Genomic DNA, 11333 nt, shown 5'->3' with positions numbered 1-11333 from the left:
CCGGACCCCGTCCGCTGCGACCCACGCCGGGCCGTCGGGGGCGTCCCAGGCCGCATCGGCGGACGGCGCGTCCTCGTCGTCCCACGGGGCGTCGGGCCCGTCGTCGGTCGCGTCCGCGTCGGCCTCGTCGTCGGCTTCGCTCGGGTGGCCCAGCGCCGCCTGGACTTCGGGAAGGAGGCGTTCGACGCGGCGGGGGGGCGGCGGGAGGGTGACGTCGAGGGTCGCGCCGGGCAGGCCCACCCCGCCGGGCCCGCCCAGGAACAGCGCGGCGTCCACGAGGGGCGCGTCGTGGTGCGGGTCGCTCGCGGGGCGCGAGGGCGTCACGAGCCCGAGGCGGAGGTGCGCGAGGCGCGGGACGTAGCCGCGGACGAGCGCCGCGAGACCGGCGCGGGTCATGGCGTCGTGCGGCTCGTCGGACGCCGCGTCGGGCCCGACGACGAGGACGAAGCCGTCCTCCATGCGACGGCCGGCGTTGCGGAGCACCAGGTGGCTGCTGCGCAGCACCTCGTCGACGAGCTCCCCGAACGCCCCGTCGGCGAGGGTCGTCGCGTCGCCGTCCCCGCCCCGGGACGCGACGTGCACGACGCCGTCGAGGCGACCGAAGAGCTCGTCGACCTTCGCGAACGCCTGGCGTACGTCGAGGGGGACCGTCACGTCGAGCTGCACGGGGATCGCTTGGCCCCCGACCTCCTCGACCTCCGCGGCGGTCTTGCTGGCGAGGGCGACGTCGCGGTCGGCGCACACCACGTCGTACCCGGCCCGGCCCCACCCGAGCGCGATCGCGCGCCCGAAGCCCTGCCCGACGCCCGTCACGAGCACCACGCCACCGTCGTTCACGACGTGAGGATACACGCCGACGGCCGGACCCGACGTCCGGGGCGGGGCGCCGCGTCTGCTACCGTGGTGCGCGAGGAGGCACGGAATGCTTCGACGCGGACGGACGCGCGCGGCGTACACGTACGTCGCGGCCGGCACGACGCTGCAGGGGACGCTGAACGCGGTCGGGCGCGTGCGGATCGACGGGGTCGTCCGCGGCGAGGTCGACGTCGACGGACCGCTCGAGGTGGGGCCCGGCGGGGCGGTCGAGGGGCCGCACGTCCGGGCCCGCGCGGTGCGGGTCGCCGGCACGGTCCGCGCCGACGTCACCGCCGACGAGGGGGTGGAGGTGTGGCGTGGGGGCGTCCTCGAGGGCGACGTGCGCGCCGCGACGCTCGACGTCGAGACCGGCGCCCGCTTCGACGGCCGCAGCGTCATGCCGGAGCCCGACGCCCCTCGGGACGCGTTGGGGTCGTGGACGGCCGACGAGGTGCTGGTCACGCTCGACGACGGCGCGTCCCCCGCCCGCCTGACCGACGGGTCGGGGGACCCCCGCCCGACCGAGGCGGAGGCTGCGGGCGCGTCGGGCGAGGCGCCCGCGGTCCGCTGACGGGGTCCGGGGGCCGCTCGGCCCCCCGGGAACGGGGGTGCTAGCATGCGCGAAGCCCGCCCGGACCGGTCCGGGGCGGCGAAGGGAGGTCCCGTGGCCCTCGAGCGCTGGTTCCGGAGGAACAAACCCACGCGAAGCGACGACGACGCCACCCCCGCCGGCTTGTGGCTGAAGTGCGACGGGTGCGGCGCGCAGATCTACCGCAAGGACCTCGTCGCGAACCTCTCGACCTGCCCCGAGTGCGGGCATCACTACCGCGTGAGCGTCGAGGACCGCATCGCGATGCTGGCCGACGACGGCAGCTTCGAACCGTGGTCGGGCGACCTGGCGCCGACCGACCCCCTCGCGTTCGTCGACACCGAGCCGTACCCCGAGCGCATGGAGCGCGTGCAACGCAAGCAGGGTCGCCCCGACGCCATCCAGACCGGCGCCGCGACGATGGGGGGGACGCCCGTCGCCCTCGTCGTGATGGACTTCTTCTTCGCCGGCGGGTCGATGGGCTCCGTCGTCGGGGAGGAGATCGCCCGCGCCGCGGAGCGCGCCGCGGCGGAAGCCCGGCCGCTGGTCGCCGTCACGGCGTCCGGCGGGGCCCGCATGCAGGAGGGGGCGCTGTCGTTGATGCAGATGGCGAAGACGACCGTCGCCCTCGAGGCGCTCGTCGAGGCGGGCCTGCCGTACCTCGTCGTGTTGAGCGACCCGACGACCGGCGGGGTGACCGCCTCCTTCGCGACGCTCGGGGACGCGATCTTCGCGGAACCCGGGGCGCTGATCTGCTTCGCCGGGCCGCGCGTCATTCAGCAGACCATCAAGCAGGAGCTGCCCGACGGCTTCCAGCGCGCGGAGTTCCTGCTCGCGCGCGGGATGATCGACGACGTCGTGCCCCGCGCGGAGCTCAAGGGTCGCCTGGTGCGGACCCTGCAGCTTCTGCAGGACCGCCCGCTCGATCTCGGCGAGGACGGCGCGCCCGCCGACGCGGCGTCGTCCGACGCCGGGCTTGGCGAAGCGGACCCCGACGCCGCCCGCGACGCCGGGGATGCCGGTGACGCCGGGGACGCCCGCGACGCCGCCGAACCGAGCGTTCCGGAGGAGGGGGCCGCCCGTGGCGCTTGAGTTCGAACGCCCGATCCTCGATCTCGAGGGCAAGATCCGCGACATGCGCAGCTACGCCGAGGAGACCGACATCGACCTCGGTGAGGAGATCGCGCTGCTCGAAGCGCGCCTCGAGCGACTCAAGCAGACGACGTTCGAGGGCCTCACGCGCTGGCAGCGCGTCCAGGTGGCCCGCGCGCCCGGCCGACCGACCGCCTTCGACTACCTCGAGCACGCCTTCGAGGGGTTCGAGGAACTGCACGGGGACCGGGCGCTGGGCGACGACCCCGCGCTCGTGACCGGCCTCGCGCAGCTCGACGGGCGAAGCGTCGTCGTCGTCGCGCAGCAGAAGGGGCGCGACACGAAGGAGAACATCCACCGGAACTTCGGCATGAGCCACCCGAGCGGGTACCGCAAGGCGATGCGGATGTTCGACCTGGCGGACAAGTTCCACCTGCCCGTCGTCACGCTCATCGACACACCCGGCGCCTACCCCGGCATCGCCGCCGAGGAGCAGGGCCAAGCGTGGGTGATCGCCGCCTCCATCCGCCGCATGAGCCGCCTGCGGGTCCCCGCGTTGTCGGTCGTCATCGGCGAGGGGGGGTCGGGGGGTGCGTTGGCGATCGGCGTCGCGAACCGCGTCGCGATCCTCGAGAACGCCACCTACAGCGTCATCAGTCCCGAATCGTGCGCCGCGATCCTGTGGCGGGACGCGGCGGAGGCCCCCAAAGCCGCCGAAGCGCTCCGCCTCACCGCCCGCGACCTTCGCGAGGTCGGGGTGGTCGACCGCGTCGTGCCGGAGCCGCCCGGCGGCGCGCACCGCGCGCCGGGCCAGGCGATCCGCGAGGTCGCCCGCGTCCTGCGCGAGGAGGTCGCGGCGCTCCGCGACGGCGACCCCGCCCGTTGGGCGGCGCAACGCCGCGAACGGTTCCGGACGTTGGGGCGCGTCGCGGACGTCCCCGCCCTCGGCGCCTGAGGCCGCGCGCAGCTCAGTCGCCCGAGGGGGACCCGCGGCCCTGCAGCGCCGCGTCGCGCACCTGCGCGTAGCGCTGCGCGAACGGGGCGTCCTCCGTGAACAGGGCGCTCCCGGCGACGAGGACGTCGGCGCCGGCGCGGGCCGCCGGTCCGGCGGTCGCGAGGTCGATGCCGCCGTCCACCTGGATCATCGCGCGGGGCGCGTTCGCGTCGCGGAGCGTGCGGAGGCGCCGCAGGCGGTCTTCGCTGGCGGGGATCCAGCGTTGCCCCCCGAACCCGGGGTTCACGCTCATGACCAACGCCAGGTCGACGAGGGGGAGCGCGTCGCGAATCGATTCGAGCGGCGTGAGGGGATTGAGGGCGACGCCCGTCCGGACCCCCCGCTCGCGGATGCGGCTCAGGGTGCGGTGCAGGTGCGGATCGACCTCGACGTGGACGGTCAACAGGTCCGCGCCGGCGTCGGCGAACGCATCGATCCACGCGGCGGGGTCGCGGACCATCAGGTGCACGTCGATCGTCGCGTCGGTCGCGTCGCGGAACGCCGCGACGTGCGCCGGCCCGAACGTCAGGTTCGGCGCGAAGTGGCCGTCCATGACGTCGACGTGCACCCAGGGGGCGCCGGCCGCGTCGACCTCGCGGAGGGCGGCGCCGTAGGCGAGGGGGTCGGCGGCGAGGAGGGAGGGGGCGACGTGCAGCATCGCCGCAATGTAGCAGGACGCGTCGGCCCGCCGACCGCGTCCGTCGCCCTCCGGCGGTAGACAGGGGCGTGGCGCCGTCGCGCCGCGCCGTCCGCCCCGCTCCGCGGGCGTGGGGGCCGCGGGGACGGCGCGCGCCGCGCGGAGAGGAGAACCCCATGGAGACGCAGTACGCGCATCCCGAGGTCCTGGTCGACACCGCCTGGGTCGAGGCGCATCACGCCGACGCCGGCGTGAAGGTCCTGGAGGTCGACGAGGACGTCCTTCTGTACGAACAGGGGCACGTGCCGGGCGCCGTGAAGCTCGACTGGCACACGGAACTGCAGCGCCCCGACGTCCGCGATTTCGTGGACGAGGCCGGTTTCGCGGCGTTGATGGAACGCAAGGGCGTGTCGAACGACGACGTCGTCGTCCTGTACGGCGACAAGTCGAACTGGTGGGCGGCGTACGCCTTCTGGTTCCTGAAGTACAACGGCCACGCCGACGTGCGCCTGATGGACGGCGGCCGCGCGAAGTGGATCGCGGAGGACCGGCCCACGACGACCGAGACGCCGACGCCGACGCCGGGGACGTACGCGGTGCCGTACCGCGACGCGTCGATCCGCGCCTTCGCGCCGGACGTGCTGCAGCACCTGCTGGCCGTGAAGGACGGCCGCGGTGCGCTCGTCGACGTGCGCAGCCCCGCGGAGTTCAGCGGCGAGAAGCTGCACATGCCGGAGTACCCGCAGGAGGGCGCCCTCCGCGGGGGACACATTCCCGGCGCGGCGAACGTCCCGTGGGCGAAGGCCGTGAACGAGGACGGTACCTTCCGCCCCGCGAGCGAACTCGCGGCGCTGTACGAGGGCGAGGGCGTGACGCGGGACGTGCCGGTCGTGGCGTACTGCCGCATCGCGGAACGCAGCAGCCACACCTGGTTCGTCCTCAAGTACCTGCTGGGCTACCCCCAGGTCCGCAACTACGACGGCAGCTGGACGGAGTGGGGGAACATGGTCGGCGTCCCCATCGAGCAGGGCGACGGCGACTGACCCACCGACCACGCCGCCGCACGTAGCACCGCGCCCCACCGACCACGTCGGTGGGGCGCGGTCGTTCGGGGCGCGGTCGCGCCGGGCGGCGGCGCGTGGGGCGCCGTCGCGCGGAGCTCAGGCGAGCGCCTTGCGCACCGCCCCCTCGAGCTTCTGGAGGCCCTCCTCGATCTCCGCGTCGCTCAGGTTGAGCGGCGGGAGGAGGCGGATGACGTTGCCGTACGTGCCGGTCGGAAGCAGCAGCAGGCCGTCCTCGCGGGCGTGCCGCACGACCGCCTCGACCGCCCCCTTGTCGGGGGTCTTGGCGTCGTCGGCCACGAACTCGATGCCGATCATCGCGCCGACCCCGCGGACGTCCCCGATACGCGGGAACGACCGCTGGAGGTCCTGCAGCATCGACGTGAAGCGCGCCCCGATGTGCGTCGCGCGGGTGAGCAGGTCCTCCTCCTCGATGACGTCGAGGGTCGCCAACGCCGCGGCGATGGAGACGGGGTTGCCCCCGAACGTCGAGCCCAGGTGCCCCGGGCCGGGCGCGTCCATGACGTCGGCGCGGCCCACGACGGCGGCGAGGGGGAAGCCGGACGACAGCGCCTTGGCGCTCGTGAGGAGGTCGGGTGCGAGGCCGTCGTGGTCGACCGCCCACCAGGCGCCGGTCCGGCCGATGCCGGACTGGACCTCGTCGTCGATCCAGAGCGCGCCGATCTCGTCGGCGTAGGCGCGAACGGCGCGCAGGAACGACGCCGGCGCGGGGATGAAGCCGCCCTCGCCGGCGACCGGTTCGACGAGGAACGCCGCGACCTGGTCCTCCCCGATGAACGACGCGACCTGGTCGCGCAAACGGTTCGCGTCGTGCTGGCAGCAACCGCCGTCGGCGTCGGGCCCTCCGAACGGGCAGCGGTAGCAGTAGGGGTAGTCGGCGCGGTAGATCTCCGCTGCGCGCGGCGCGAACGGCGCCTTGTACGGGTTCGCCTTCGCGGTGAGCGACAACGCCATGTGGGTGCGGCCGTGGAAGGCGTGCGTGAAGGCGACGATGCCGGGTCGGCCGGTGGCGACCCGGGCGATCTTCACGGCGTTCTCCACCGCCTCCGCGCCGCTGTTGGCGAAGAAGGCGCGCGACGGCCCGTCGCCCGGCATCAGGGCGTTCAGGCGTTCGGCGAGCTCGACGTAGCTCTCGTGCATCCCGACGGCGAAACACAGGTGCTGGAACGACGACGCCTGCTTCGTGACCGCCTCGATGACCTTGGGGTGGGAGTGCCCGACGTTCATGACGGCGATGCCGACGCTGAAGTCCAGGTACCGGTTGCCCTCGCCGTCCCACACGTAACTCCCCTTGGCTTCGGCGGGGTAGATCGGGTGGATCGAGGCGGCGGCGCGGACGACCGACGCGTCGCGGCGGCGTTGCAGGTCGGCGTGGGACATGGAACCTCCCGAGGGGGCGACCGACGACGTCGTCGGCGGCGAGGGCGATGCACGTCGCGTTCGGTGGGCGAACCGGCCCGTGACCTTCGATTCCGTCGTGAAGCGCGCGTGTCGCTTGGCAGCCTAGCACCCGCCGGCCGGGTCGGTCACCCCCGAGCCCGGCCGGTAGCATGCGGCATGACGGCCCCCCGCGCCCCCGCCCGCGTGCGCGTCACGCCCGACGCCCCCGCCACCGCGCGCGCCGAAGCGGACGCCCTCGCCGCCCGCCTCGCGGCGGACGGGCGCCCCGTGGCGGCCCCGGACGCGCCCCCACCGGAGGCGTCGCACGCCGTCGCGACGTTCGGGGCGGGGACCCCGACCCTCGCGTGGGTGGGGCCGGAGGCGCCCCCCACCCCGCGCCCGGCGGTGTGGGGGGCGCCCCGCGCGGGGCGCGACCCGCTCGTCGCGGCGCTGCTGGGGCGCGCGGGCGGCGAGGTCCACGTCATCGACGCGACCGCCGGGTGGGGGACGGACGCCGTGCACGTGGCGCGGGCCGGGCTGAGTGTCACGATGCTGGAGCGCGACCCCCTCCTGGCGTGGTGGCTTGCGTCGGCCCGCGCGCGGGCGGAGGCCGACCCCGCGACGGCCACCGCGGCGGCGCGCGTCCGGGTCCTCGCGACCGACGCGGCGGCCTGGCTGGCGGCGGCGGACGGGGACGCGCGTGCGGTCTACCTCGACCCGATGTACCCCCGCGAGGGCGAGCGCCGCGCCGCGAAGCGGGGCGGCGCGGCGTTCCTGCGGGCGTGGTTGGGGCCGCCGCCGGACCCGGCGGAGGTTGCGGCGTTGGTGGCGGCGGCGCGCCGCGTCGCGCGCCGGGTCGTCGTCAAGCGGCCGGCGAAGGCGCCGCCCGTCGCGCCGGGCGCGAGCGGAGCGGTGCGGGGCCGCACGACGCGGTTCGACGTGTATCCCCCCGCCTGACGCCCGCAGGGCGCGGGGGATCCGGCCCGAGGCGTCGGCGTGCGGGGGTACGAAATGCGCCGAGGGGGAACCTGGTTGGCCCGCAGGGATTCGAACCCCGACCGTCCGGACCAAAACCGGATGTCCTGCCATTAGACGACGGGCCAGCGCGCCCCCCTCGGGGCGAGATAAGGGTATCCCCGCCCGCCGGGGGGGTCAAGGCGCCGCCCCCGGCGGGCGGGGGCGGCGCGGCGGCGTGGTTGGCCCGCAGGGATTCGAACCCCGACCGTCCGGACCAGAACCGGATGTCCTGCCATTAGACGACGGGCCAGCGCAGCGCGTAGGCTACGCCCGAACCCCGCGCCCGTCAACCGCCGTCGCGACCCCCGGTGGCGTCGCGCGCCCTTGGCGCGGCCCGGGCCCGCGTGGTAGCCTTCCACGCCGCGCCCGCAGGGCGCGAGCGAACGCGAGGAGAGGTGCCGGAGTGGTTGAACGGGGCGGTCTCGAAAACCGCTGTATCGCTTACGCGGTACCGTGGGTTCGAATCCCACCCTCTCCGCCAGTTCGCGACACGGCCGTCCCCCGGGGCGGCCGTTCCTTCGTGCCGACGCGCCGGCGTCGGAGGAGTGGAGGCCCAGCGTGCCGACCCAGATCATCGATCACCCCCTGATCCAGCACAAGTTGTCGCTCCTGCGCGACGCGACGACGCCGGTGCGCGATTTCCGGTCGCTCGCCGCGGAGCTGTCGATGCTGATGGCGTTCGAGGCGATGCGCGACCTGCCGCTCGAGGACGCCGAGGTCCGCACGCCGGTCGCGACGGCGAAGGTCCGTCGCTTGGCCGGCAAGAAGCTGGCCCTCGTCGCGATCCTCCGCGCGGGCCTCATCATGGTCGAGGGCATCCTCGACCTGGTCCCCAGCGCGCGGGTGGGGCACATCGGCCTCTACCGCGATCCCGACACCCTCGCGCCGGTCTCGTACTACGGCAAGTTGCCGACCGACGTCGCCGAACGCGACACCTTTTTGTTGGACCCGATGCTCGCGACCGGCGGGAGCGCCGTCGCGGCGCTCGATCACCTGGCGGAGGCCGGGGCGCACAACGTCCGTCTCCTCAGCATCCTCGCCGCCCCGGAGGGCGTCGAGACCGTGCAGGCGGCGCACCCGGACGTGCCGATCATTCTCGCGGCGCTCGACGAGCGCCTGAACGAGCACGGCTACATCGTGCCCGGCCTCGGGGATGCGGGCGACCGCATCTACGGGACGCTCTAGGGCGCCGGGCGGTAGCATCGACGCGTGAGCGGTTCGTCCCTCGTTCCCCTCGTGCCGTGGGCGGCGGCGGTGTTCCTCGCCGCGCTCGTCACGGCGCTCCTCGTCGTGCCGCCGATCCGCGCGTTCGCGCTGCGGGTCGGGGCGGTGCAGGAGGGCGGTGGCCGGCACGGGCGGGGCCGCCGCCGGCACCAGGGCGCCGTGCCGAACGTCGGCGGGTTGGCGCTCCTCGCGGCGTTCCTCGTCGCCGTCGCGGTGGGGGCGACGCTGGCGCCCGCGGCGTGGACGGTGGACCGCGGTCCGTTGTTCGCGATCCTCCTCGGGGGGGTCCTGATGACGCTCGTGGGGTTGCTGGACGACCTGTGGGACCTGCCGGTCGCCATGCGCCTCGCGGTGCAGACCGTCGCCGCCGGCATCCTCGTCGCCAACGACGTGTCGATCGCCTTCGTCACGAACTACTTCGCCGTCGGGCCGTTCGCGCGGTGGGCGGGCGACGGGGCGTTCGTGTTCTTCGGGGAGACCGCCGCCGCGATCCTCACGATCCTCTGGGTGGTCGGGTTCACCAACGCGTTCAACTTCATCGACGGGGTGGACGGCCTCTCGTCCGGCGTCGCGGCGATCGGCAGCCTCAGCCTGCTCGCGGTCGCGCTGCAGGTCGACGGGCGCGGCGCCGCGGTGCTGCTGCTCGCCGCCCTCGCGGGGGCGGCGACCGGCTTCCTGCGGCACAACGCCGGCCCTGCGACGATCTTCATGGGGGACGCCGGCGCCTACCTCCTCGGCTACGTCCTCGCCGCCGTCAGCGTCCTGGGGGCGCTCAAGGTGACCGCGGCGGTGACGATCGCGACGCCGGTGTTGATCCTCGGCGTGCCGGTCGTCAACATCGCGCAGGTGACGTTGCGGCGTCTGCGTCGCGGCGCCAACCCCGCCCGCGCCCACAACGATCACCTGCACGACCTGCTGCGGGCCCGCGGCCGGAGCGAACGCGGGGTGGTGCTGACCCTGTGGGCGGCGACGCTCGTGCTGGGCGTCGCCGGCATGCTCCTCGCCGCGACGCCGCCCGCCGCGACCGCGGCGACGGTCCTGCTCGCGGTGGCGGCCACGGGCGGCGCCAGCGCCCTGCGGTGGGCGGAGGTCCGCGCTGCGGAGCGGGCGGCGGAGCGTGCGGGTGCGGTCGCGGTCGCGGCGTCCGACGCGCCTCCGGCGCGACGCGAGGGCCGGCCGCCGCGGTGAGCGGTCCGCATCGCGTCGTCGTGGCGTTCGGGACCCGGCCCGAGGCGGCGAAGATGGCGCCGGTCGTCGCGGCGCTCGCCGACCACCCGGCGACCACCCCGTACGTCCTGGCGACGGGGCAGCATCGCGAGCAGGTGCGCGACGTGCTGGCGCCGTTCGGCGTCACGCCGGACGAGGACCTCGACGTGATGACCGACCGGCAGGGGTCGGCGGACCTGGTGGGGCGGATCGTGCCCGCGCTCGCCGCGCGCCTGCGGGCGTTGGCGCCCGCCTACCTGCTGGTGCACGGCGACACCACCACGACGTTCGCTGCGGCGCTCGCCGGCTTCTACGAGGGGGTCGGCGTGGGGCACGTCGAGGCGGGCCTGCGCAGTTTCGACCTGACGCAGCCGTTCCCCGAGGAGGGGAACCGCCGACTGGTGGACGCGATCGGCGATCTCGCGCTCGCCCCGACCGACGGGGCGCGCGCGAACCTGCGGCGGGAGGGGCGCGACGACGCGACGGTGCTCGTGACCGGCAACACCGGCGTCGATGCGGTCCGGACGGTCGCCGGGCGGGCGGCGACGCCGCCGCTGCCGGCCGGCACGACCGGGCGCGTCACGGTGACGTTGCACCGCCGCGAGAACCTGCCGCACCTCGCGGCGTTCGCCGCCTCCATCGCGCGCCTCGCGCGCGACCATCCCGACCTCGCGTTCGTGTGGCCGGTCCACCGCAATCCCGCCGTCCGCGAGGCGGTGCGGCCCGCGGTCCACGGCGTCGCGAACGTCGTGACGTCGGACCCCCTGGGCTACGAGGCGATGGTGGCGACGCTCGCCGCCAGCCGCCTGATCGTGACCGACTCGGGCGGCCTCCAGGAGGAGGGGGCGGCGTTGGGCGTCCCCGTCGCGGTGCTGCGCGCGGTCACCGAGCGGCCCGAGGGCGTGGAGGCGGGCGTGCTGCGCCTCCTGGGCACCGACCCGGCGTCCGTCGAGGCGCAGTTGCGCGCCCTGCTCGCGCCGGACGCTCCGGAGCTCATGGCCATGCGCGACCGCCCCAACCCGTACGGCGACGGCGCCGCCGCGCCGCGCGTCGCGGCGGCGGTCGCGTGGCGGCTCGGAGCGGGCCCGCGCCCCGCCGACTGGCGTGGGCCGGTGCTACCCTCCCCGTCGTGAACGCGCGTCCGACCCCCGGCCCCCCGCCCGGCCCCCATCCGGCCCCGAACGAAGCGTCCCCCGAGGACGGTCCCCTGCACGTGCTGCGCGCGCGCCGCGCCCTGCCCGGCGCGGAGCGCGACGG

At 75.3% G+C, this 11333-nt stretch carries 11 protein-coding genes and 3 tRNA genes; 9 read left to right on the top strand and 5 right to left on the bottom strand.

Annotated features, from left to right (window positions below):
- Positions 1-837: SDR family oxidoreductase (locus RI554_08285; protein MDR9392008.1), on the bottom strand; the 837-nt coding region annotated here is incomplete at its 3' end.
- Between the two features lie 85 nt (positions 838-922).
- Here RI554_08285 and RI554_08280 point away from each other — a divergent pair.
- The 3 genes from RI554_08280 (at position 923) to RI554_08270 (ending at position 3491) form a co-directional block, all read left to right on the top strand.
- Positions 923-1426 (top strand): polymer-forming cytoskeletal protein, encoded by a 504-nt coding sequence (locus RI554_08280; protein MDR9392007.1) that lies wholly within the window; start codon positions 923-925, stop codon positions 1424-1426.
- Between the two features lie 93 nt (positions 1427-1519).
- Entirely contained in the window at positions 1520-2536 is a 1017-nt protein-coding gene (accD, locus tag RI554_08275; GenBank protein ID MDR9392006.1) for an acetyl-CoA carboxylase, carboxyltransferase subunit beta, read from the top strand.
- Positions 2526-3491 carry an acetyl-CoA carboxylase carboxyltransferase subunit alpha gene (locus RI554_08270; GenBank protein ID MDR9392005.1) on the top strand — a complete coding sequence of 322 codons (966 nt, stop codon included), beginning with the start codon at positions 2526-2528 and terminating at the stop codon, positions 3489-3491. Before accD ends, RI554_08270 begins: the two co-directional genes overlap by 11 nt.
- Before the next feature lie 13 nt (positions 3492-3504).
- On the opposite strand, the gene rpe is transcribed toward RI554_08270, so the two are convergent.
- Positions 3505-4188, bottom strand: a complete 684-nt coding sequence (gene rpe / locus RI554_08265) for a ribulose-phosphate 3-epimerase (GenBank protein ID MDR9392004.1) — start codon at positions 4186-4188, stop codon at positions 3505-3507.
- A gap of 155 nt (positions 4189-4343) precedes the next feature.
- Between rpe and RI554_08260 the strand changes: the two genes are divergently transcribed.
- Positions 4344-5210, top strand: a complete 867-nt coding sequence (locus tag RI554_08260) for a sulfurtransferase (protein ID MDR9392003.1) — start codon at positions 4344-4346, stop codon at positions 5208-5210.
- Positions 5211-5327: 117 nt separating this feature from the next.
- Here the strand turns inward: RI554_08260 and RI554_08255 are convergent, their stop codons facing one another.
- Positions 5328-6629 (bottom strand): aspartate aminotransferase family protein, encoded by a 1302-nt coding sequence (locus tag RI554_08255; GenBank protein ID MDR9392002.1) that lies wholly within the window; start codon positions 6627-6629, stop codon positions 5328-5330.
- A 177-nt stretch (positions 6630-6806) separates the two neighbouring features.
- Here RI554_08255 and RI554_08250 point away from each other — a divergent pair, with 177 nt between their 5' ends.
- A complete protein-coding gene (locus RI554_08250) occupies positions 6807-7586 on the top strand; it encodes a class I SAM-dependent methyltransferase (protein ID MDR9392001.1) in 780 nt (259 codons plus the stop codon).
- A 72-nt stretch (positions 7587-7658) separates the two neighbouring features.
- On the opposite strand, the gene RI554_08245 is transcribed toward RI554_08250, so the two are convergent.
- Positions 7659-7732: transfer RNA gene (locus RI554_08245), tRNA-Gln, on the bottom strand.
- A gap of 90 nt (positions 7733-7822) precedes the next feature.
- Positions 7823-7896 (bottom strand) — tRNA-Gln (locus RI554_08240).
- Between the two features lie 139 nt (positions 7897-8035).
- Between RI554_08240 and RI554_08235 the strand changes: the two genes are divergently transcribed.
- The 4 genes from RI554_08235 to wecB all read left to right on the top strand — a co-directional run bounded on the left by RI554_08235 (position 8036) and on the right by wecB (position 11209).
- Positions 8036-8127, top strand: a tRNA-Ser gene (locus tag RI554_08235).
- A 77-nt stretch (positions 8128-8204) separates the two neighbouring features.
- A complete protein-coding gene (gene upp, locus RI554_08230) occupies positions 8205-8831 on the top strand; it encodes a uracil phosphoribosyltransferase (GenBank protein MDR9392000.1) in 627 nt (208 codons plus the stop codon).
- A gap of 24 nt (positions 8832-8855) precedes the next feature.
- Entirely contained in the window at positions 8856-10058 is a 1203-nt protein-coding gene (locus RI554_08225; protein ID MDR9391999.1) for an MraY family glycosyltransferase, read from the top strand.
- The gene (wecB, locus tag RI554_08220) at positions 10055-11209 is read left to right on the top strand and encodes a UDP-N-acetylglucosamine 2-epimerase (non-hydrolyzing) (GenBank protein ID MDR9391998.1); all 1155 of its coding nucleotides are present in this window, start codon (positions 10055-10057) and stop codon (positions 11207-11209) included. The genes RI554_08225 and wecB overlap by 4 nt, the downstream gene beginning before the upstream one ends.
- The last annotated feature ends 124 nt before the right edge of the window (positions 11210-11333 follow it).

The sequence above is a fragment of the Trueperaceae bacterium genome, assembly GCA_031581195.1.
Lineage (GTDB): Bacteria > Deinococcota > Deinococci > Deinococcales > Trueperaceae > SLSQ01.
Note: the sequence above shows the minus strand (reverse complement) of the source record. Positions and strands in the feature narration are given on the sequence as shown.

Excerpts from the sequence above, each read along its gene's own strand:
- RI554_08260 (MDR9392003.1), top strand. The coding sequence starts at position 4,344 with ATGGAGACGCAGTACGCGCATCCCGAGGTCCTGGTCGACACCGCCTGG.
- RI554_08255 (MDR9392002.1), bottom strand. The coding sequence starts at position 6,629 with ATGTCCCACGCCGACCTGCAACGCCGCCGCGACGCGTCGGTCGTCCGC.
- RI554_08280 (MDR9392007.1), top strand. The coding sequence starts at position 923 with ATGCTTCGACGCGGACGGACGCGCGCGGCGTACACGTACGTCGCGGCC.
- rpe (MDR9392004.1), bottom strand. The coding sequence starts at position 4,188 with ATGCTGCACGTCGCCCCCTCCCTCCTCGCCGCCGACCCCCTCGCCTAC.
- RI554_08250 (MDR9392001.1), top strand. The coding sequence starts at position 6,807 with ATGACGGCCCCCCGCGCCCCCGCCCGCGTGCGCGTCACGCCCGACGCC.